The organism is Spirosoma endbachense (assembly GCF_010233585.1).
Taxonomy (GTDB): domain Bacteria; phylum Bacteroidota; class Bacteroidia; order Cytophagales; family Spirosomataceae; genus Spirosoma; species Spirosoma endbachense.
Window position 1 is genome coordinate 6936394 of the sequence record NZ_CP045997.1, and the last position, 23013, is coordinate 6959406.

Genomic DNA, 23013 nt, shown 5'->3' on the forward strand with positions numbered 1-23013 from the left:
CGCTAGTTAGTAGACATTACCTGCTGAATGTCTGCAAATAGCGCACCTTCTGCTTTCAGTACAGAAAAACGAGCAAATAATTCTTCCCGATACCATTGCCGTTGCCGTGTCAGCTGGACGATTTCTTTATGACCACTCTGGCGATAGGCGTATTGTTCGACAGCCGCTGAATTTCGCCAGATGCTAATCGTACATTGCTGAACAAGTGGCACTTCGCCTACGCCAATGCCAAACAATAGGTTATCCTGATGATCGTGAAGCCGTTGGCGAGCCTGTGGCACATGTCGCCAGAAATCCAGCAGAGCAAACGAATGAATGGTAGCCCGTGTGAGCACGGCTACCGGAGATTCAGGTAAATGACCCGGCGTAAAGGCTTGTGGAATCGGCAGAAACGGGTTTTGGCCATTCCATAAGCCATGTGTACGTTGGGGCCGGAGATAAAGTGTACCCGATTGAGCAACTCCTGCTTGGAGAAGTTGGTAGGTATGCGTTTGCGAAAATGCGTCAGCGAAGGTGTCGTTCTCCCAAACGGCTAAAAAAACGTACGTTGAAAAATCAGGAATCAGACCAAAGTTTTTCCCGCTACCCATTAGCTTACTGAACAGCAATCCATCTTTCCGAGCTGGTTTCATCAGGAAACGGCCCATGTTGGCAAACGCGTGAAATCGGGCAAGAGGTCGATAATGAAAAACTGTGACCGTAACGACGGGTGATGACATAAGCATAGAAACGCCTATAACTCCTACATATTTTCTTTAGTAGATGCTCCCTTTATGTAAGCAGCCATAAAAAAATTATGCAGGGAAGTCACCTCAATGGGAGTGTGCAAAAACCATATAAGCTCTCGTAGAGAAATCACCCCATAATTCCACAATAAAAAATACCGACCACACTTGCGGATCGGTATTTTTTATTGCCATTTTATTGTGCGAAGTCGGTCCGCAAAGTACCATTTGTCGGTTAATCAAACCCAAGGTATAGACCGTGACGTGACTCTTTATACAAGCACTTAGTTTTTGTCTTTATCCAGTTTATCACCAGCCTTATCAAAAGCATCACCTATTTCACGGCCGGCGCGTTTAAAACCAACTTTTACATCTTTCCAGGCATCAACTGTCGCGTTTTTCGCCTTGTCGATATCGTTTCCTAACTCTTTACGTTCATCTTCGAGTTTGGCCAGCTGTTCTTTAGATTCTGCCTTTGCTTTCGCCCCACTGCGCTTTATATCCGCGCGCAGTTCATCAATTTTAGCGTCTAATTTCTCTTTCTGAACATTCATTTTAGCCACAGCCTCATCACGCTCACGTTTAAAATCGGCGGCTGCTTCGTCTTTTTTCTCGTCGGCCTTTTCAGCAGCATCTTTTAAATCTTCCTTTGCGTCGGCAGTAGCCTCTTTGGTATCCGCTTCAATCGCATCCCCCGTTTTTTCTAATGCGTCTTCTGTACGTGACTCTTTTTTACCATCCGAGCCACAGGCCTGTAGAAGGGCCAGCGACGCAACCAGCATAACCATGCCAGCAATGTGTTTGAGTTGGGTTAAACCCAGTTGAGACTTTTTCATAACGATTTCGTGTAGTTTGATTGTCACAAACCGGATTGGCAAATGACGTGCCAGAAAAGAAACGTAGCACGAGGCAGCGAACACCATTAGAACAATGAAACGTACGTCCTTGCTCTTATTAATTCTTCCATTTAATCGCGCAACCAATCGGCTTTGTCAATGGTGACTGAACAGGCCGACCCGCCAGCAGACTGGTAACTGCCTCCTCAACGTACCGGCGTTGCACATTACCTCCATCCTGCGGGCTATCGTCGATCGTACCGATGTATTCGAGAATAAATTGACCGCCTGTCTGTTTTAGAACAAACACTTCCGGCGTTCGGGTAGCCCCGAATGCCCGGGCAACGCCCTGCGTTTCGTCCATCGTGTAGGCATACGAGTAGCCCTTATCGCGGGCGCGGTTCTTCATATTCTCAAATGAATCATCTTCATAGGCAGTCGGGTCATTGGGCATAATAGCCAGTACCGGATAACCCTGCGAGGCAAATTTTCGATCTAACGCAATGAGTCGATCTTCGTATGCCTTCGAAAAAGGGCAGTGGTTGCTGGAAAAAACAACGATCAGTCCTTTTTGTGAACGATAATCGCCAAGTGATATGGTTCGGCTATCGATATTCTTTAGTCGAAAGTCGGCTACTGCATCGCCAATGGTGTAGCCTTTGGGTAACTGGGCGAATGTTTCGACCGATGCTCCCAAAGTCAGCCACAGTACTAGAGACAGGCGTAACCAACAGTTCATGATTAGTGGTTCTTTTAGCATTTGTCAGTTAGATAACGAATGAAGCCAAAAGATTAACCGGGTGATTCCGAGGTGGAGCTTGCTTTCCCGCTGACAATCGTTCGTTGCCCAAATCTAACGAACCAACGAATAGTTCGTGTAACCAACACTCAATAATTTAACTAACAATAAGATTTAGAAAAGCTTACTCCGTTATTTTCATTCGTAGATGTTCGTTGATAACGCGCTACATTAACATCAATAAAACTGGAGCATATTCTATTTTGAGCCGAGCTATCAGGATTAAATCAATTTATAGTCGGTTTGGATTGGATTATTGCTGACCTGGTACAGCAACCGTATACTCAATAATTTTCAGGAAACAGGTTATAAAATTTGCTTACTAAACAGTGTTCATTAAGTTTGCATCGTTAATATATTTCTCAATGGGTATTACAGAACGGAAAGAACGAGAGCGAGAGGAGATGCGTAAGCTAATTCTGGATGGAGCCCAAAAGCTCTTTCTGGCCAATGGTTATGAGAAAGTCAGCATCCGAAACATTGCAGACGAAATCGAATATAGCCCGGCTACCATATATCTGTATTATAAAGACAAAAATGAATTATTGTTTGCCCTGCACCAGCGCGGCTTCGTTAAAATGGTTTCAGAATTTCAGCCATTGCTTATGCTGAATGACCCTTTTGAGAAACTGGTTGGCATGGGTCGCTCTTATATCCGATTTGCTGTCGAAAACCCGGAACTCTTTGATCTGATGTTTATTATGACAGCCCCAATGGATAAACTGGATAAAGAAGATTGGGTTGAAGGTGATCAGGCATTTGGCCTCCTTATGCAGGTTGTTCAGGAGTGTATGGATGCAGGCATTTTTCAACAACACAATGTGCAGGCAACCTCTATGATGATCTGGAGTTCCATTCACGGTTACACAGCCCTATTTCTGCGCAAGCGGCTGGGTATGTTTCCAGAATGCGACCGCCAGCTGATCATGGACGATGCATTTAACCTGTTTTGTGACACATTACGGCGGGGCTTATAAACAGCAAAAGCCGTAAATTTTTTTACCCACATGCTAAACACTGTTTATTAACTTATAGATGATCATGAAACTCATTCTCAGACGTATTCGCTATCTGGGGTTCTTGTTTCCCTTATCACTGATAGCCCAGCCCGTTCCGTCGACAGTTCTGGAAACGTATATTCGAGAAGGACTGGCTAATAACCTGGCTCTTCGGCAGGAGTCGCTCGAAATCAGCCGCGTCACCGAATCGCTCAACCAGGCGAAGTCGTTCTTCTACCCTCGTGTTGCCTTCAATCCAACCTATTCTGTGGCAGCGGGTGGCCGTCGACTGGAGTTTCCGGTTGGCGATTTGCTCAATCCGGCCTATAAAACCCTTAATCAACTGACGGGTTCCGACCGTTTCCCGACAAACATCGAGAACGTCAATCAATTACTTGCTCCCAACAACTTTCACGACACAAAAATTAGTGTCAACTACGCCCTATTCAATACCGATATTCAATATAATTACCTCATTCAAAAAGAGTTAGTATCAGCACAGGAAGCCAGGAAGCGGGTGGTCGAAAACGAATTGCGGTACAACATTGCCACCGCTTATTACCAATACCTGCAAACGCTCGATGCCATTCAGATTTTCGAGAATTCGCATAAAGTGCTTCAGGAATTGGCACGTCTGAACGAAAAACTGGTAAGCAACAACGTGGCGACCAGAGAAGTCGTGACTTCGGCCCGTTATGAGATTAGTAAGGTCGATCAACAACTGGCGGTAGCTGAAAAGAACCGCGAAACGGCACGCGCTTACTTCAATTTTCTGCTTAACCGCGACCTGACGGCGGTAATAGAGGTCGATTCATCGCTCGTAAAAATTCTCCCGGAGTCGAAAGAGAACCTTACCGATCTCCAGCAAACGGCGCTACACGGGCGGCAGGAACTGGCTCAGTTAGGGGGTTCATTACGAGCCGCTCAGACGGCAGTGCGGCTCAATGAGGCCAATGCCAAAATACCGAATGTGTATATAGGAGGCAACACGGGCTTTCAGGGTTTTGGCTACTCGTTCCAGAATCAGGCCTATGTAGTTGCTCAGTTGGGTTTACAGTGGGATTTGTTTCGGGGCTATGAAAAACGTTCGAAAATCCAGCAGGCGAAAATCCAGACGAATGCCCTTCAAACCCGGCTGGCAGAAGTTCAACGCCAGATCCAGCTACAGGTTTTACAGGCCTACTACGATCTGGATGCCGCTACCCAAAGTCTGGTGGCTACCCAAAGCGGTATGCTCAATGCCGACCAGACGTTTCGGGTTATCGACAGCAAGTATCGAAATGGGCAGGCCTTGCTCATCGAATTTTTGCGCTATCAGAACGACCGTTTGACGGCACAGTTTCAGCATTCTGTGGCTCGCATGGACGTACTCGTGAAGCGGGCCGCGCTCGATCGGGCGGTAGCCGTACAGTGATGCTTATCCATTTCTAAACAGAGTTACGATGATACCCGCTTCGTTAAATGCGCTGATCCTGTTCCTGATTTGTGGGATTCATATGTATTGGGGCTTAGGTGGTCGTTGGGGACTACGGGCAGCCGTACCTGAACGCAATGGAACAAAAACCCTGCAACCTGGGCCGTTCTCTACGCTGGCGGTGGCTATCATTTTTGGCTGCATGGCCTTATTTTATCTATACAAAATTGGCAGGCTCCCAGCAGCGGGTTCACTCATTCCGAACTGGTTAAATCGATACGGGCTCTGGCTCCTGGCGGGCATTTTTTTACTTCGGGCAATCGGCGATTTTCGCTATGTCGGCTTTTTCAAACGGGTCCGCAACAGCCGATTTGCCTATCTGGACACCCGGATTTACTCGCCCCTGTGTCTTCTGCTGAGCATTAACACCTTTCTGCTTATCGCATTTTCCGTAAAATCATGAAAACACTACACATCTTCCTATTCTTCTCATTAACTGTTGCACTATGGGCGTGTGGCAGTAAAGCCGAGCAAAAACCGGCTGGAACGCCCCCGACCGAAACGACAGCCGACGATGCGGTCGTTCCCATCAAACTCACGCCAGTCAGTACGGTCGTACGGGCCGAACCGGTGGTGGCTTCGGGATTGGTTTCATCAGCCCAGGAAGCCAGGATGTCTTTCAAAGTTGGGGGAATCATCGATCGAATGTTTGTGGAAGAAGGCCAGAGCGTTCGTAAAGGGCAATTGCTGGCGACACTCGATCTGACCGAAATCAACGCACAGGTGAGCCAGGCACAGTTCGCTAACGAAAAAGCAGAACGCGACCTTGGCCGGGTTAAAAGCCTGTATGCCGATACAGCAGCTACACTCGAGCAACTTCAAAACGCGACGACTGGCACAAACGTAGCGAAGCAGAACCTCACGATCGCACAGTTTAACCGCAACTACGCCCAGATCCGCTCAACAGTGGATGGAACGGTAACCCGAAAAATTACCAATGCCGGAGAGTATATCGCCCCCGGTGGCTCGGTCTACCTGATTTCGTCAAGCCGCCCGAATGACTGGGTAGCGCGGGTTGGTGTATCGGATAAAGACTGGGCACGGCTTCGGCTCGGCAATAAGGCTAGCATCACACTGGATGCCTACCCCGACAAAACGTTCAGTGGCACCATTAGCGAACTTGCTCAGGCCGCCGATCCTGTCAATAAACTTTATGAAGTGGAAGTACACATCAGTCCTTCCGGGGTAAAGTTTGCTCCTGGACTCTTCGCCAAAGTAACGCTTGTCCCTGCACAAAGCAGGAGTTATGTTGTAGTGCCGGTTGAAGCCATTGTTGAAGGAAACGGCAAAGATGGCTTTGTCTATGTGCTAACTGATGGTCACCAGGGCGCGGGACCGTTTCACGTCCGCAAAACACCCGTTCAGGTTGGTTTTCTGGACGGCGATAAGGTGCTGTTGACAAATGGGCTCACGGGTGTAAAAGAGGTTGTGACCGCCGGATCGGCCTATTTGACGGAAGAATCAAGCGTAGTTGTGAAATAACCATTTAAGCAAACGCAGGGCAGCCGAACGGAAACGCACGGAAATCACCGTAAAGTCCTTCGATCTTCTGTGTTCAGAAAAAGCTATGAACTTATCCGAATTTTCTGTCAAAAACTGGCAGTTCATGCTGGTGCTGTTTCTCGGCGTAGCCGCACTTGGCATCAACTCGCTGCTGAACATGCCTCGGGGCGAAGACCCTGAATTTACGGCCCCCAGTTTTGCCGTAGCTGTCATTTACCCCGGCACCGACGCACTCGACATGGAGAAACTCGTTGTCGATCCCGGCGAAGCCCGGTTCAATGCGCTTGAGAACATGAACCATGTTATTACCAATGTGGATGATGGTCTGGCCGTATTTCGGCTTGAATACGACTACAGTGTCGATCCGGATGAAAAATACCAGGAAATTATCCGGGAAGTAAATGCATTGAAAGCTGAATTGCCGACCGATATCTACCGGATCGACATTAAAAAATTCTCACCGACAGACGTAAATATCGTTCAGGTGGCCCTCCTGTCGGAGGTGGCTTCGTCGAAAGAATTGGGTGAATATGCGGATAAGTTGAAAGAGGAATTTGAGAAAATAAAGAATCTTAAAAATGCCGAAGACTGGGGCTATCCAGCCTCGGTTGTCCGCGTGGCGTTGAACATCGAAAAAATGGCCCAGAATGGCGTAGCTGTCAATCGTGTATTGGGTGCCTTACAAGCCGAAAATCTGAATATTCCCGGTGGGAGTATTCAGGCCGGGACGCGCAAGTTCAACGTTAAAACAGCGGGCGATTACCGGTCGCTGGACGAAATTCGAAATACAATTGTTTCGACTAACGGTCAGAAAATCATCTACCTGCGTGATGTTGCCGACGTCGATTTTACCTATGAAGATGAAAGTCACATTACCCGACTGAACGGCCACCGGGCGGTTCTGGTAACAGCAGGGCAAAAAATCGGTGAGAATATCGCGAAGGTCGGTGAACAGTTGAACCCGGTCATTGATCGATTTGCGAAAACGCTGCCACCACACATCAGTCTCGTTAAAAATTTCGACCAGACGGTTAGCGTCAATAAGCGGCTCGACCACTTTGTTCAGGATTTTGCGCTGGCGATCCTCCTCGTTTCGCTGACATTGCTCCCGTTAGGTCTCCGGGCTGCGGTGGTCGTTATGATCTCGATTCCCTTATCGCTGGCCATTGGGCTGGCCGGGCTGGATTTCCTCGGCTTTAGTATCAATCAGTTAAGCATTGTGGGGCTAATTGTTGCCCTGGGCATTCTGGTCGATGACTCCATTGTTGTCGTCGAAAACATTGAGCGTTACCTGCGTGAGGGCTATTCGAAACGGGAAGCCGCTATCAAAGCAACCAGTCAGATCACACTGGCGGTTATTGGTTGTACGGTAACGTTGATTCTGGCGTTTTTACCGCTTCTTTTTCTTCCCGAAGCCTCCGGCGACTTTATCCGATCGCTGCCGATGGCCGTTGTCACAACCATTCTGGCATCCTTGCTGGTTTCGCTGACAATTGTCCCATTCCTGTCGAGCCGAATCCTGAAAGAAGAGCACAATTCAGAAGGGAACATTTTCATGCGTGCCCTCAAGCGGTTAATCAGTGGCTCGTATAGTCGTCTGCTGCACTGGGGCCTTCGCCACCCGGTCGTAACGCTACTTTTTGCGGGTGTTTTATTTACAGGAGCGCTGTATATGTTCAGGATTGTGGGGTTTGGCCTGTTTCCAGCCTCCGAAAAACCTCAATTTCTGATCAATGTCGAAACGCCGGATGGGACCAGCCTATCGGAAACGGATCGCGTTGCCCGTTACGTAGAAGGTGAATTGAAACGGGAACATGATGTAAAATATGTTACGACGAATGTAGGACGCGGTCAACCCCGTATCTATTACAACATCGTTCAACGGAACGAATCGCCAAACTACGCTCAGTTTTATGTGCAGTTGGTCGATATGGAGCCCGCCGAAAAACGAGTGATGATCGATAAACTTCGCGAGCGTTTCAAGCTCTATCCAAACGCCAAAATTGAGGTTAAAGATTTTGAGCAGGGTCCGGATCAGGAAGCTCCGGTTGCGATTCGGGTATTCGGTGAAAATCTCGATACACTAAAGGTAATGGCATCACGGGTTGAAACGGCATTCAAAAAAACGCCGGGTCTGATCTACGTGAACAATCCATTGGCTAACCAGAAAACCGACCTGCGTGTGCGCATCAACAAAGAAAAAGCAGGGTTATTAGGTATTTCAATTGCCGACGTGAACCGCACAATTCGGCTTGCTGTTGCGGGACTTAACGTTGGAACCTTCAAAGAACCCAATGGCGACGATTATACCATCAATGTAACTCTGCCGAAAGGGAAAGTAGCTGACCAGCGCGTGCTCAGCGATCTGTATGTTAACACGTTAACAGGCTCTGCTGTACCCTTGCGGCAAATTGCTGACCTCGAATTCGAAAGCAGTACGAATCAAATCCGCCACTACGATAAAGATCGGTACGTTACGATTACGGGTTTCGTCAAAACAGGTTATTTGGTCGATAACGTATTCAATGACGTGCTCTCGAAGCTCGACAAAATGAAATTTCCCACTGGCTTCAGCTACCAGACGGCGGGTGAACTGGAGAGCCGCGCCAAATCATTTGGTGGTCTGGGCACCATTATTCTCATCACTATTTTCGGCTTTATTGCGGTGCTGGTGCTGGAATTTGGCACGTTTAAAAGTACATTGATTGTGCTGTCAGTGATTCCATTAGGAATTATCGGTGCTGTGCTAGCCCTCTATTTCACGGGTAATCCCTTTTCGTTTGTAGCCGTTATTGGGCTGATCGCGCTGATCGGTATTGAGGTCAAAAACTCCATCCTACTCGTTGATTTTACAAATCAGCTCCGACAGGAAGGAATGCCTCTGATCGAAGCCATTGAACACGCTGGAGAAGTACGTTTTGTGCCTATTGTTCTCACCTCACTTACGGCGATTGGCGGTCTGATGCCACTGGCACTGGAAGGGAATCCGCTCTACTCTCCTCTGGCATGGGTTCTGATTGGCGGTCTGATTTCCAGCACATTACTGTCGCGTGTAGTGACGCCCGTGTTGTATAAGCTGTTGCCACCCAGCGTACAGGCCAAAACCGTAGCGACCAGCGAGCAGGAAGCCGTATTGGTGTAAACACATAGCCACCGGATCGTACTGAATCTGGTGGCTATGTGTTTGTTTACTTTATCGCACGACAATTTTCTGAATAAGCTGTCTGCCATTCAGTTCTGCCCGGAGCAGGTAAATTCCCTGAGTGAGGGGTTGAGCGGGTTTCAATAACATGGAGCCGTCGGATTGTGTGTCCGATGCCAGCGGGAGTTCATGCCCTGCCAGACTTGTCAGATGAAATGTAGCCTTAGCCATGTTGCGCATTGCTACTCGAATCATCTGCCCATCAATTGGATTTCCCAGCACTTCCATAGATGGCGTAACCTCATCCATTACCACCGCAACAATTTTGGAGTGTAAAGCCTGCCCATCTGTATCGATTTGCGTTAAGCGATAGTAGTTGGCTCCGTCCAGCGGTCGTTGATCCGTGAAGCCGTAATAGTGATGTTGGTCAGTAGCTCCTTTAGCTGCGATTCGGCCAACGGTTGTAAACTCTCCCAGATCGTAGCTACGTTGAACCTCGAAACAATCGGCATTACGTTCCTGCACTGTCTCCCAGCTAATCTGAACATGATCGCCCTGCGGTTTGGCCGTAAAGGAAACGAGCGAAACGGGGAGTATTTGGGCATTAATCACAATTTCATCCAAATGCATTGAACCACGCCCCTCATCTGCTTGGCAACCGTAGAAACGAAACGATATTGGATTAGGGTTATCAGCAAAAGCAGGATTTGTACTTGATAACGTTATAGGTTGCGATTGGTAAGGAGGAGATTGTGCAGTAATTGCCCCAATATATATGTCACTTGCAAAATTATCGAGGCTATGCCTTACTCGTATTTCACGAGGCCCATTAGTGGAGCGGCTAAAATAAAATGAAAGTTTATTTAAAGTTAGTAACCCCCCATTTAACGGTACTACCGAAATTTCAAGGTATTCATTTACACCACAATTTGGGTCATTCCAATTCCTGAGATTTACCGCCTGACCAAACTGACCATTAGGGAAGCCTCCTACATTGGGAATACTTATGCCCATGACAGAAGCTGCATTTGCAACTACATTGGGTGAAGATGATACCCCGCTAAGGTTCCCGTCAAAACTCCAGATCGCTGTAAAAGGAGTTATCGTTTGTGCTTTAGAGAAATGGAAGCAGGCAAAGAACACAAATGTTAAAAGTGCGAACGATAGTTTCATAGCCAGATGTGATCGAACAAAGTGTCACTAACACCTGCAATCTAGCTACTTATCTCGTTTTCACAAGAGAATCAATACAAAAAAGTACCCTGTTCAGATTTTATAGTGACTTTTTTGCCTGCATAAGCCTCTACATGTCCAATTACCTGAGCGTCAATACCAAACGATCTGGATATATCGATAACCTGCTGAGCCATGTTTTCGGGTAGATATACTTCCAGTCGATGCCCCATATTAAAGACTTTATACATCTCCTGCCAACTCGTACCACTCTCCTGCTGAATCAGTTGAAATAAAGGCGGCACGGGAAACAGGTTGTCTTTTATAACGTGCAGATCATCAATAAAATGAAGTACTTTCGTCTGCGCTCCGCCGGAACAATGCACCATGCCGTGGATTTGCGAACGTAGCTCATCGAGTAGTGCTTTGGCAACCGGAGCATAGGTTCTCGTTGGCGAAAGAATCAGTTGGCCAACCGTTACATTTTCACCAGAACCAACGGCAATTTCGTCAGTTAGCTTTTTCGAACCGCTGTAAATCAGGCTACGATCAATGGCAGGGTCAAAGCTCTCAGGGTATTTGTCGGCGAGATAATGGGCCAGCACATCATGCCGGGCAGACGTAAGGCCGTTGCTCCCCATTCCTCCGTTATAGGTTGTTTCGTAAGTTGCCTGGCCAAATGAAGCCAGTCCAACAAGAACGTCACCCGCCTGAATGCGGTCGTTGCTGATCACCTGATCGCGTCGCATCCGGGCAATGACCGTACTATCGACAATGATCGTACGAACCAGATCACCCACATCGGCCGTTTCGCCACCGGTGCTGTAAATCTCGATGCCATAATCACGGAGCATCTGCAACACTTCCTCTGTTCCGTTGATAATTTCGGCGATCACCTCTCCGGGAATCAGGTTTTTGTTACGCCCGATGGTAGACGACAGTAACATCGGGCCCGTTGCTCCAACGCAGATCAGGTCGTCGGTATTCATCACGACCGCGTCCTGTGCAATCCCTCGCCAGACGCTCAGATCGCCCGTTTCGCGCCAGTACAGATAGGCCAGAGACGATTTTGTTCCAGCTCCATCAGCGTGCATGATGGTGCAGTAATCCGGGTCACCAGCCAGTGTATCGGGTACGATTTTACAAAACGCCTTTGGGAATAAGCCTTTATCGAGTTGGGCTATGGCGTTGTGAACATCTTCTTTGCTGGCGGAAACTCCGCGCTGGGCATAACGATCAGTCATGCCACAAAGGTAAGGACGAAGGAGGAAAGAGTAGAGCGATGTAAAGGAGAAAAACCCATTACATCCCCTATGCACCGCTCTCGCATACTGAATCAGGCTTTTTGCTCGGCCCACGGCCAGACCCGTGCCACCGCATCGGCGGACCGTGGTTAACCATGACACTCAGAAAAACCGTGGCACAGGTCTGGCCAAAGGCAGGGCGATTGTCCTCCTGTTAATAAACAATGGCTGCTTCGGCCCGAATACTATCCAGTAATGTCATCAGATTAACGCTATCGTCCAGTGACCAGATGGGGCTTTCAGTCCGACCTTCGGCCAGGCATTGCATAACATGTTGCGCTTCATAATCATAACCGTGCGTACTCCGGTCGAAGTCAAAATCGGTTGGTTCCTGGTCTTCAAGATGAAGCGTAATCCCTTTCGTTTCATGAAAACGGCTATGGATTCGAATCTGGCCTGATTCCCCCTGTATGATGCCTATGCAATCGGTTTTCGCCTGCAATGTGCTATCCAGCAAAGCAAGCTGGCCACCTTCGTAGGTCAGTACCATGCCACATTGTTCGTCGACGCCGGTTGTACCAAAAATGGCCGATGCTTTGATTGATGTTGGTTTGCCCAACATCAGGTACGACAAAAACAGCGGATAGATCCCAATGTCCATCAACGCTCCTCCCCCCAGTGCCTTATTAAACAATCGTCCATCAGGAGAAAAGGGTGCCTTAAAACCAAAGTCTGCTTTTACCGACAAGATCTTACCAATAGCCCCCGATTGAGCCAGCTCATGCGCCCGGACAATACCAGGCATGAACCGACTCCAGAGTGCTTCCATCAGGAATACCTTCCCGGAGCGGGCAGTGTCAACCATTTCCTGCACCTGTTTACCATCCATCGCAAACGGCTTTTCGCCAAGTACGGCCACACCACCTTTCAGGAGCATCATCGCATGCTTATGGTGTTGCGTATGAGGAGTAGCCACATAAACCACATCCAGATCGGGTAAGGTTAGCAAGTCTTCATACGCACCAAAGGCATGAGTAGCTCCGTACTGCTGCGCAAATTCGTCGGCACGTTGTTGATTGGAAGAAGCGACGGCATACAGTTGTGCGTCGGGCAGTGTCAGCAAGTCCTGCACGAACTTATGGGCGATACGGCCCGGTCCTAAAATTCCCCAGCGGGTCATATGGATACCTGATTGAGTGAAGGGCAATTCAATAAATAGGCCAGTCGACCATCGGTCAAATCTAGAGTTTTTTCCTAAGTTGCGGGCATTACCATCTCAACATCTCGTGAAAACACTCCATTTTTTTGCCTTAACGACTGTCCTCCTTTTTTTTCATTTTCGTGTGTTTGCCCAGATTGTGGAGCAACCCGATCCGCTACGACCTTCTACACCAGACTCCATTAAAACGACCAAAACGGATTCGAGCGAGGTAGCAACCAGCAGTCAGGATACAACCCAGGCCGAACAAGCTGCTCCATCTACACCTACGTTTCGGTATCGCTTTACCGCCGATGGCACTCTTACATCCGGAAATGTCAACCGGGCTTTATTGCAACTGACGAGCGCAATCGATTATCAGCTCAGTGACTATTTCAAGTTGTCGAGTAATCCGTCCTTCGTTTATGGGAAGCAAAACGGTCTTCTGGCCGAACGCGAATGGTTCGGTGATCTACGAACGACTTTACGCCACGAAAAACGATTGTATTATCTGGCCTTTGGATCGTATGAGCGAAGTAATCTGCGCCAGATCAATCATCGCTGGACCGTTGCGGCCGGGGCAGGCTTTAAGTTGCTCAATCGCAAACGGGCCTATATTTCGCTTACTGACGTGTTAATGCAGGAATATACCGACTTTCAGGAGTTGAACGACATCAACATTTTCCGAAATTCGGCCCGGCTTTATGGCGAATACACCTTTGATAAGGATCGCTGGACCGTTACGCACACGGCTTTTTATCAACCCGCTTTGGGTCAGTACAACATCCGCTGGAATGCCAGTGTAAGCGTTCAGGTGAAGTTAACGGCAACAACCAGCCTGCGCACAACGCTTGCGAATGCGTATGAAAGCCTGATAGTGCCCGGCCGTCAGAATAATGACCTGCGATTTACAGTAGGCTTGGTCTATGAAAAAAAGTAGAGCGGCAACGTATGGCCGCTCAGACTGACTGGTTTCGACAAGATTACTGCTTCCCGGGGAATGGAATGATTAGTCGTTCACCCCGCGTTGCAATGTCTTTTTCTTTCTTATTGGCCCGCATGATGGCTTCTTTACTGACGCCATATTTTTGCGCGACAACCCGCAATACATCGCCAGGACCAACGGTATGAACAGCCATCACTTTTACGTTCAACTTCGTAATACCGGCTTTAACATCGCTTTCCGATACGCCGGGATTCATTTCTTTCAGTGTGCTGACTTTCATGTTATAGCGATTGGCGACACCGTAAAAGGTTTCGCCGGCACCAACCGTATACGAACTGGAAACACCGCCAGGTTTTATTTTTGGCCGGGCCACTTCCGGCTTTTCTGCAACAACTTCTTCTTTAGGCTTCTCGGCCTTAGGCTTTTCCTCTTTCGGTTTTTCTTCCTTGGGCTTCTCTTCCTTTTTGGCTTCCTCTGGCTTCTTATCAGCAGGCTTCACAGCAGTCGCTTTTTCGTTCGGCCCTGGCTTACCGTCGGTTGTTTCCCGATTCCCTTCAGCTACCTCTTCAGCCTGTGCATTGGCCTCAGGTGCATCGGCGGGCGGAGCCGCCTGCGACAGATCGACCGGGGCTGGCTGCGACGACGTATCGACCTCTTCCGGAGCCATCAACATCTCGCCATTATCCTGACTCACCGGCTGTTGAGATAACGTATCAAGCGCTACATTCGTCAGTTCGTCAGATCCGTTGGTATCGTCGGAAATGTACTCATAGCCCACGTAAAGCAAAGCCGCAATCAACCCAACCAGCACAATTAGCGTAAGGGCAGGCAGACTGGAATTTCCGGTCGGACGGGAGTTTGTCGTTTGATTATCGGTTTCCATTGAGTATATGGGTATAGGTTAGGGCCGGGCTCCCGGTGCTATGGTTAGCTGTCGACTCATCTCGGCCACTTTTTCTTTCAACTCCTCTTTAAACTGCGCCAGCTTTTGAGCAACCCGTTCATCGGAACTTCCAATGATTTGCGCGGCCAGGATACCCGCATTACGGGCACCATCCAGCGCCATCGTTGCAACCGGAACGCCAGCTGGCATCTGTAAAATAGACAGGACGGAATCCCAGCCGTCGATTGAATTGCTTGATTTGACGGGAACCCCGATCACGGGCAAGGTTGTCAGCGAAGCAACCATACCGGGCAGATGAGCAGCGCCACCGGCTCCGGCAATGATAACCCGCAAGCCCCGGTCACGGGCTGTTTTCGCATACTCGACCATTTTTTCGGGGGTGCGATGGGCCGAAACAATATCCATTTCCCAAACAACACCCAACGTTGTTAACATGTCGGCGGCCTCCTGCATGACTTTACGGTCAGAGAGGCTACCCATAATAATGCCTACCATTCAGTGGAATACAAATTGACTCTTTGCGAAATAACGCAGTTTAGCGCAGACTTTTATGGAAAGACCGGGAAAATATTATTCTGGAAAGTAAAGTTAGTGCTACCTGGTCCATAGACATCTACAACTAACATGTCTAGACAATCTTCAGCGACTCGAACTTCCGGCCCAGAATAGCCACATCATCCGTACCCAGATAGTCGTGGAGCAGAGTTGCATAAATCTGACGAAAATCGACAGAGTAGGTCAGGTCACCGTCGGTCAGGGCCGTTAGGTTAGGGGCTTCGTTCAGCACCCGACGCGATGACATTCCTCCGCCAATCAGAAATACGTTGTTAGCCGTTCCATGATCCGTGCCGTTGCTGGCATTCTGCTTCACCCGACGACCAAACTCCGAGAATGTCATCAGCAATACGTCATTTTGCCGACCGGCGGCTTTCAGGTCCGTCATAAACGCGCCCACGGCTTCGGCATATTGGCCCAGCAATCGCTCCTGCTGCCCCGGCTGGTTGATGTGTGTATCGAAACCACTGATTGAGATATAATAAACGCTCGTTTCAACACCAGACTGAATAAATTGAGAAACGGTCTTGAGTCGATTACCCAGTTCATGATTGGGATAGGTCGTTGAGGAAGTCTGTATTTTTGCCTTATCATAGACGTATTCAGCCGATGAAACCGTTTCAGCGAGCGTTTTATACAGGTACGACACGGATTCGTGCTCGTCGTGATGCTCCTTACCCAGCTTCGTAACCAGACCACTCCGAGTCTGATTGTACAGTTTTTTGGGGTCTAAGACAGCCATTCCGTTCAGATTATTCCCTTTCAGAGCAAGGCTGAGCGTATCGTCTACCTCAATGGTACGGAACGGTTGCTGCGATTTCCCGGCGCAGGCCGCGTCCAGATAACGGCCAACCCAGCCCGTGCGAAGATACTGATCTGAATCGCTGGCTGTTTGCCAGATATCCATCGAGCGAAAGTGCGAACGGTCGGGATTTGGGTAGCCGACATTGTTGATCACCGTCACCAATCCTTCATCATAGAGGGCTTTCAACGAACCCATGGCCGGATGCAGGCCAATTTCGTCGTTTAAGGGCAATACTTTCTCGGGCCGGATGGCAATGGTAGGCCGCTCGCGGTAGTAAATATCATTACGAAACGGTATGACCGTATTGAGGCCATCGTTTCCGCCCGATAGCTGCACAATCACCAGAATTTTACCCGTCGAGCCGGGCAGTTGCCCCATTGCCTGCGTTTCGTAGGCTTTCAGAAAATGCGGAATCAATAAGGTTCCCGCCGTTGTCAGGGCCGATTGTTGAAGGAAGTCTCTGCGGTTCATAATTTCTAAAGAGTGCAAGAGCGAATGACTAAAAGAGCGAAACGCGAAACGTTAGTACTGCGCTACCAGACCTTTCATTCTTTCGCTCTTTAACAAAGTTGATATTCTGGCAAGCTCATCAGGGCCGCCGTTAGGGCGTGAATGCGTTCGGGGCGGGTTTGGGCTCCGTTTAGCTGCGTTTCAATTAGTGTCCGCTGTTCGGTGTTTAGCGGAAACGGTAACAATGCAGCCGCAATGGCATCGGCAAGGTCGGCATCCGTGGTTTTAGAAAAGGCGGTTTCAAAGTCCTCCCAATTCGCTTTTACCTGGAAACGCTGACCACCTTTTCGGGCCAGGAGTTGTGTATTTACATCGCCATCTTCTTTAGAGCGAACGGTCACCTCGGCGGCTTTCAGGACGTAGCTCGGCAATTGCATCCGAAACAGTAAACTCGACGAATCGATCCAGTTTCTGCCACCCGCCCACCCGGCCACATTGGGCGGGTAAAACAGGATCTGACCTAATGTTCGCTGGACAAAAATCTGCGTTTGGGGCTGTTCGAACGTTAGGCCGAGCGCATGACGCATTCCGGCCAGCAATTCTACCGGCGATTTGATGTGTGTGCCGATGTTTTTAGCCTCGTAGAACCAGTCAGCCGTAAACATGCTTTCCATCAGTCCGGCAATGTCGTACCCGCTTTTATAGAACTGCTCGGCCAACTGCTCGACCCGCTTTTTATCGTCCGTTTCATTGACGAAAAACCGGTAAATTTTGCCCGTCACAAACCGCGCCGTCTGCTTATTTTCCAGCAGCATGGCAATCACGTCTTCCCCTTTGAAGGCATCGGTTTTATTAAAAATGGTCTTTTCGCCTTCGTCGTGAACGCGTTCCCGGAAAACAAACTGGCCTTCGGGCGTAAACTGCCAACCCGTAAAGGCCCGCGCGGCTTCCTTAATATCATGTTCCGAATAGTTACCTCGCCCCAGCGTGAACAGTTCCATCACCTCACGGGCAAAATTCTCATTCGGGGCATTTTTGCGATTCTGCTGGTTGTTGAGAAATTGCAGCATGGCCGGTTCTTTCGAAACCGCCATCAGCAAATCGCCGAAGCGGCCAAGGGCGTTCTGCCGGATCGTATTGGCATATTGCTGCATAAACAGCGGATTCTGACCCATTGTCCGGCAGGCGAAATGGCCATGCCAGAACAAGGCCATCTTCTCCCGAAAAGCGCTCTTCCCCGACGCCATCTGGTCGAGCCACTGGAGGTTAAGATCACGGACTTTTTCGGCATTCATCCGGATTCGCTCCTTGAGCATGTCCCGATCAAGCTGCCCATTGCGCACCAGCCCTCGTAATGCCCGCTTCGTTGTGTTTTCATCAGGTTCAACGACCTTCAATGCCGCAAACGATTCGCTATCGCTGATGAGTTGGCGCACCACTTTCCGGAGTGGTTTCCGAGCCGCGTCATTGAGTTCGGCAGGGGTAGCGCCGAAGCCAGCCCGTGCAAACAGGTAACGGGTCTGTTGCAGTCTTGTCAGTTTGTCCATATGCCTTACTAGCTGGCGATGCGGGTATGACAAATGAATCGAGTTAGCGTTTAATAATGAGGGGATTAAATTTTGCTGATAATGAGTGATGTTATCGCTTGGGGGCCGTTCATCAGGGCTAAATCCATCCTCTCTAACACACTTTTTGATAAAATTGGAGGGAATTCCGTTTTATTGAATCTGTGCAACAGCTACCTGCTTAACTTCTATAAATGGAGTATGGCCTTCTTGGCTATATGCCCAAATAAAATAGGGACAGCGCCAAAATCCCTAGAAATATTTTAGTAAATGACTGATTATTCATAGCTGTTCTTTCCGGAAGTTATTTCTTATTGATTTGTGGAAATCGCCTAGTCTGGTAAGCGTAAAGTAAAGCTCCAAGCCAACTTAAAAATTGTGAATGTCACCTAAATAGCAACTATTGTAATTAATTTGCAAATTATTATTTGTTAATTGATAAGCCTGTAACTAATTATTCTAAAAATTGGCATAATCCATGCTTGAAGATAAGCTGTCACCTTAACACCATAGAAGTATGATTAAAAAACTATTCAACCGACCTTATGTACAATACATCCGCAACGGAATAGCCTTATTTCTCGTATCTACTATGTACCTTCGTTAGTCGACCTATCCGGTTCGACAGTTTCTTATGCAACGATTTTTACAGCTATTGTCGGGGTTGCTTTTATTCCTGACAACTACAGTTCTTACGGCTCAACCATTACCTCAATATACAGCGCAGCAACGAGCCAGTCAGCAGGCTCTTCAGAAGACGCTTACGGAATTTCAAACCAGCAATTATCAGCAGGCGCTAAATCTGGCCCGCCGTCTGAACCGCCCAATCGAACAGCGGCATGCCGACGGTACGGTGTCTGTGTTGCGGGGAATTACGGAGCGTGGTGAATTGCTGTATGATATGACGTATAGTGCCACTCGAGCGGGCCAGACTACCCGCACCAATGCGCTTTACGGAGGTGGCGGTCTGGGCGTGTCATTATCAGGAGAAACGCTTCAGGATAAACTTGCCTTTTGGGATGGCGGCAAAGTGCGTAGTACCCATATTGAGTTCAAAACGGGTTCCTCTAGTCGGGTTACCCAGATCGATAATGCCAGTACCCTTGATGTACATGCAACCCACGTAGCCGGTATCATGGTAGCTGCAGGTGTCAATACACAGGTTCGCGGTATGGCATACAGTACCAATCTACGGGCCTATAATTTTACCAATGACGTTTCAGAAATGAGTGCTGCGGCACCTAACCTCCTTGTCTCCAATCACTCTTATGGCACCGTTTCAGGCTGGTATTATAACGATACTCGTACAACGTCAACCAAATGGGAATGGCATGGCGATACTGCCATTAGCAAAACCGAAGATTATAAGTTTGGGCTTTATGATGCCAATGCAGTAAGCTGGGATAAAATCGCCCAGAACGCACCCGGCTATCTGATTGTGAAATCGGCGGGTAACGACCGGGGCGACGATGGCCCAGGAGCTGGTCAACCTTATTTTATTGGAAGTAGCAATGTTACGAGTACTGTTCCGCGTGCGAACCAGGATGGATACGATCTCATCAGTACATATGGAACAGCCAAAAATATTTTATTGGTAGGAGCTGTGAGTTACCTGACCAATGGGTATAATCAGCCTTCCGACGTTTCCTTAGCCGATTTCAGTAGTTGGGGGCCAACGGATGATGGTCGAATAAAACCTGATATTTCGGGTGTAGGCGTATCGGTGCTATCGACAAGCTCCGACAGTGATAGTGCTTATACAACGCTGAGCGGCACATCGATGTCGTCGCCCAATGTAGCCGGGTCGATATTGCTCCTCCAGGAGTTGTTTTCGCAGCGGAATACTGGTCGCTTTCTTCGCTCATCGACCCTCAAAGGGCTGGTTATTCATACCGCCAATGAAGCAGGATCAGCGCCCGGCCCCGATTATCGCTTCGGCTGGGGATTGCTGAACATGGAAAAGGCCGGGCGGGTCATTCTAAACGCCGATCAAAGCCATCTGCTCGACGAGCGCACGATCAGTCAGGGCGAAACCTACTCCCTAACCGTAGTCGCATCGGGGCGGGGACCACTCGTAGCAACCACCTGCTGGACCGATCCGGCCGGAACAGCCAGTTCCGGCCTGAATGATCGGACAATTAAACTCGTCAACGATCTCGATCTCCGCATCAGCGATGGGCAAACGACCTCCCAGCCGTGGGTGCTAGACCCGGCGAATCCGGCCAATGCGGCCACTCAGGGCGATAACATCCGCGACAATGTGGAGCAGATTCTGATTGCCAATCCAGTACCGGGCAAATCATACACGCTGACAGTTACGCACAAAGGCACGCTGAATGGCAGTAAGCAGGATTATGCGCTGTTAATCAGCGGTATTGGCGGAAAAACGTATTGCGCATCCGCACCCACCTCAACCGCCGACACCAAAATCAGTCGGGTACAATTTGGGAGTATCAATCAGGCTGGTTCGGACGGGTGTACGTCTTATACGGATTTTTCACAGGTAAAGACCTCTATTCAGGCTGGTCAGCAGCTTCCGCTGACGGTGTCGCTTGGCACGTGCGGAGGAGCGAAAAATGCCATCGTAAAAGCATTCATCGACTGGAATCAGAATGGCAGTTTCGATGATGCGGGCGAAACCGTGGCTACGTCCACTCTGCTGAATAATACAACCCAGTTTACCACAACGATTTCCGTTCCGGCCAGTGCACAAAGCGGTCAGATTCTGCGGTTACGCATTGTTGCGAGTGAAACCGATAATGCGGCCAACGTTCTTTCCTGCGGCAATTATACCAATGGTGAAACCCAGGATTACGGGCTCAACGTCGTACGAACCGCCAATGATCTGAGTGCCGTTGAGATGATCTCGCCTGATGTCAATTTCTGCTCAAACAGCGACTTGATCATCGCCATTCGGATTCGTAATCTCGGAACGGCGGTTCAGCGCAATGTGCCCGTAACCGTACGAATCTACGATCCTGGCGTTGCCGATGTGGCAACTTTAACCGGAACCATTCAACAAATCGGCGCTTTTCGGGATAGCATCCTGACCTTTCAGGTACCAGCCAGCACGCCATTGATGGCTGGTCATACCTATCGCTTCATCATTAACACGAACCTGGATGGTGATCAAAATCCGGACAACAATTTACTAACTGAAACCCGTACCACGGCCTCTAACCCCACGAACGGTCTGTTTACGGCCCTACGCTGTGGCAATGATACCGCCATTGCGTTGCATAACACGGGCGGAGGAGTTGCCTTCTGGTACGACGCACCAACCGGCGGCAATTTACTGGCGGCTGGCAATCAGACATCCGCTCCTACTATGCCACCCGGTGGTCTGTTTTATGCTTCTCTGAATGAATTTTCTACCGTTATCGGACCCGCTAATAAACAAACGTTTGGTGGTGGCAGCTATGCAGGAAATTTTGGTCCGTCTCCACTTATTACAACGAAAGTGCCGCTGATGCTCGAAAGTGCCCGGCTTTACATCGCCAGTGCAGGTCAACTGACGTTTACTGTTCGTAAATACGACAATACGGCCATTTCGAGTGTAACACTCGATGTCGCTCCAACAAGAAATAAAAGCCTGACAGCGACCGTGAACGGGCAACTTGTCGATGACCCGAATGATCAGGGGGCTGTCTATCCGCTTAACTTACGAATTCCCGAATCCGGTGATTATCAAATAACCATCGATTATGCAGGTGGCGCGTCTATATTCCGGAGTAATGTAAGCGTTGGTGGCTTTCCCTACCAGGTTAAAACGCAATCAGGAGCGCCGATTGTCAGCATTAAGGGTTCGTTGTATAACAGCGGGACAACGATTGATACGCTTAAAAATGCCTGGTACTATTTCTATAACCTCAAAATCCGTTCGCTCGATTGCCCGTCTGCCCAGCGAACGCCCGTTACATCAACCACCGGAATTGCTGCAACAGCCAGCATTACGCCAAATGGCTCGACCAGTATCTGTCAGGGAAGCAGTGTAACACTACAGGCTGCTACGGGCGTAGACTATACATTCCAATGGTTACGTAACGGACAAACTATTTCTGGCGCTACCAGCAGTACAGTTTTGGCTTCTACAGCCGGTAATTACGCGGTGAAGGTAGCCAATGCGTGTTCGCCTGTGCTGTCGGCTACGGTACCCATTTCGATTCAGGCACCCCAAACACCGGTCGTTACCGTAAATAGCTTCACCCTGACCTCCAACGCGACAACCAATATCCAGTGGTTGCTCGATGGCGTTCCCATTACAGGAGCAACGAGCTCAACCTATGTAGCTGGAAAAACGGGCCGTTATTCGGTGCGGGGGAATGTGAATGGTTGCGGAGCGGCTACATCCAACGATGTTTATCTGGCAATTCTGGCCGCAGAACCCGTTGCAGAGAATAATAGCCTGACTGTTTACCCAAATCCGGCTACCCGACAGGTAACGATTTCATTGTCGTCGGCAACGGCATTTCAGCAGCTACCCGCCGTTCGGCTCACCGACCTTCGCGGCCTGACACTTCGAACGGCTACGCTACAGCGTGACGGAAAAAATTATTCCATTCAACTCGATGTAACAGATTTGCCAGGCGGTACATTTTTTGTGATTGTTTCAGATGAAAAAACTCAGAGCAACTGGGTGAAACGCATCTTTAAACAGTAACGCGATCATCTGAAACACATTTATAACTTTAATCAA

At 49.0% G+C, this 23013-nt stretch carries 17 protein-coding genes; 7 read left to right on the top strand and 10 right to left on the bottom strand.

The features are described from left to right. Positions 1-2: 2 nt before the first annotated feature. The 3 genes from GJR95_RS28290 to GJR95_RS28300 all read right to left on the bottom strand — a co-directional run bounded on the left by GJR95_RS28290 (position 3) and on the right by GJR95_RS28300 (position 2300). The gene (locus GJR95_RS28290) at positions 3-719 is read right to left on the bottom strand and encodes a DUF3291 domain-containing protein (RefSeq protein WP_162389056.1); all 717 of its coding nucleotides are present in this window, start codon (positions 717-719) and stop codon (positions 3-5) included. A 290-nt stretch (positions 720-1009) separates the two neighbouring features. Continuing rightward, positions 1010-1561, bottom strand: a complete 552-nt coding sequence (locus tag GJR95_RS28295; RefSeq protein ID WP_162389057.1) for a sll1863 family stress response protein — start codon at positions 1559-1561, stop codon at positions 1010-1012. Positions 1562-1679: 118 nt separating this feature from the next. Then, positions 1680-2300 carry a thioredoxin family protein gene (locus GJR95_RS28300; protein ID WP_162389058.1) on the bottom strand — a complete coding sequence of 207 codons (621 nt, stop codon included), beginning with the start codon at positions 2298-2300 and terminating at the stop codon, positions 1680-1682. A gap of 425 nt (positions 2301-2725) precedes the next feature. Here GJR95_RS28300 and GJR95_RS28305 point away from each other — a divergent pair, with 425 nt between their 5' ends. From GJR95_RS28305 to GJR95_RS28325, 5 genes are all read left to right on the top strand, one after another. Continuing rightward, the gene (locus tag GJR95_RS28305; RefSeq protein WP_162389059.1) at positions 2726-3337 is read left to right on the top strand and encodes a TetR/AcrR family transcriptional regulator; all 612 of its coding nucleotides are present in this window, start codon (positions 2726-2728) and stop codon (positions 3335-3337) included. Between the two features lie 64 nt (positions 3338-3401). After that, the gene (locus tag GJR95_RS28310; RefSeq protein WP_162389060.1) at positions 3402-4772 is read left to right on the top strand and encodes a TolC family protein; all 1371 of its coding nucleotides are present in this window, start codon (positions 3402-3404) and stop codon (positions 4770-4772) included. 28 nt (positions 4773-4800) lie between these two features. Beyond that, entirely contained in the window at positions 4801-5235 is a 435-nt protein-coding gene (locus tag GJR95_RS28315) for a DUF3995 domain-containing protein (protein WP_162389061.1), read from the top strand. Continuing rightward, entirely contained in the window at positions 5232-6314 is a 1083-nt protein-coding gene (locus tag GJR95_RS28320) for an efflux RND transporter periplasmic adaptor subunit (RefSeq protein WP_162389062.1), read from the top strand. Before GJR95_RS28315 ends, GJR95_RS28320 begins: the two co-directional genes overlap by 4 nt. 85 nt (positions 6315-6399) lie before the next feature. Next, positions 6400-9477, top strand: coding sequence for an efflux RND transporter permease subunit (locus GJR95_RS28325; RefSeq protein ID WP_162389063.1), 3078 nt, complete (start codon positions 6400-6402; stop codon positions 9475-9477). A 51-nt stretch (positions 9478-9528) separates the two neighbouring features. Here GJR95_RS28325 and GJR95_RS28330 read toward each other — a convergent pair whose 3' ends face one another. The 3 genes from GJR95_RS28330 to GJR95_RS28340 all read right to left on the bottom strand — a co-directional run bounded on the left by GJR95_RS28330 (position 9529) and on the right by GJR95_RS28340 (position 13074). Next, on the bottom strand, positions 9529-10089 hold the full coding sequence (locus GJR95_RS28330; protein WP_198424750.1) for a T9SS type A sorting domain-containing protein: 561 nt from the start codon (positions 10087-10089) through the stop codon (positions 9529-9531). Positions 10090-10721: 632 nt separating this feature from the next. Continuing rightward, positions 10722-11894, bottom strand: coding sequence for an AIR synthase related protein (locus GJR95_RS28335; RefSeq protein ID WP_162389065.1), 1173 nt, complete (start codon positions 11892-11894; stop codon positions 10722-10724). Positions 11895-12108: 214 nt separating this feature from the next. Next, entirely contained in the window at positions 12109-13074 is a 966-nt protein-coding gene (locus tag GJR95_RS28340) for a Gfo/Idh/MocA family protein (RefSeq protein WP_162389066.1), read from the bottom strand. A 106-nt stretch (positions 13075-13180) separates the two neighbouring features. Between GJR95_RS28340 and GJR95_RS28345 the strand changes: the two genes are divergently transcribed. After that, positions 13181-14032 carry a DUF481 domain-containing protein gene (locus GJR95_RS28345; RefSeq protein ID WP_232540883.1) on the top strand — a complete coding sequence of 284 codons (852 nt, stop codon included), beginning with the start codon at positions 13181-13183 and terminating at the stop codon, positions 14030-14032. 43 nt (positions 14033-14075) lie between these two features. On the opposite strand, the gene GJR95_RS28350 is transcribed toward GJR95_RS28345, so the two are convergent. From GJR95_RS28350 to GJR95_RS28365, 4 genes are all read right to left on the bottom strand, one after another. Further along, positions 14076-14921, bottom strand: coding sequence for a LysM peptidoglycan-binding domain-containing protein (locus GJR95_RS28350; protein ID WP_162389067.1), 846 nt, complete (start codon positions 14919-14921; stop codon positions 14076-14078). Between the two features lie 18 nt (positions 14922-14939). After that, positions 14940-15437: a 5-(carboxyamino)imidazole ribonucleotide mutase gene (gene purE / locus GJR95_RS28355; RefSeq protein ID WP_162389068.1), complete on the bottom strand. Its 498-nt coding sequence runs from the start codon at positions 15435-15437 to the stop codon at positions 14940-14942. A gap of 133 nt (positions 15438-15570) precedes the next feature. Beyond that, entirely contained in the window at positions 15571-16773 is a 1203-nt protein-coding gene (locus GJR95_RS28360; protein WP_162389069.1) for a DUF1501 domain-containing protein, read from the bottom strand. An 89-nt stretch (positions 16774-16862) separates the two neighbouring features. After that, complete coding sequence (locus GJR95_RS28365; RefSeq protein WP_162389070.1) at positions 16863-18299, bottom strand: DUF1800 domain-containing protein; 1437 nt, start codon at positions 18297-18299, stop codon at positions 16863-16865. A gap of 652 nt (positions 18300-18951) precedes the next feature. Here GJR95_RS28365 and GJR95_RS28370 point away from each other — a divergent pair. Beyond that, a complete protein-coding gene (locus GJR95_RS28370; protein WP_162389071.1) occupies positions 18952-22977 on the top strand; it encodes a S8 family serine peptidase in 4026 nt (1341 codons plus the stop codon). The last annotated feature ends 36 nt before the right edge of the window (positions 22978-23013 follow it).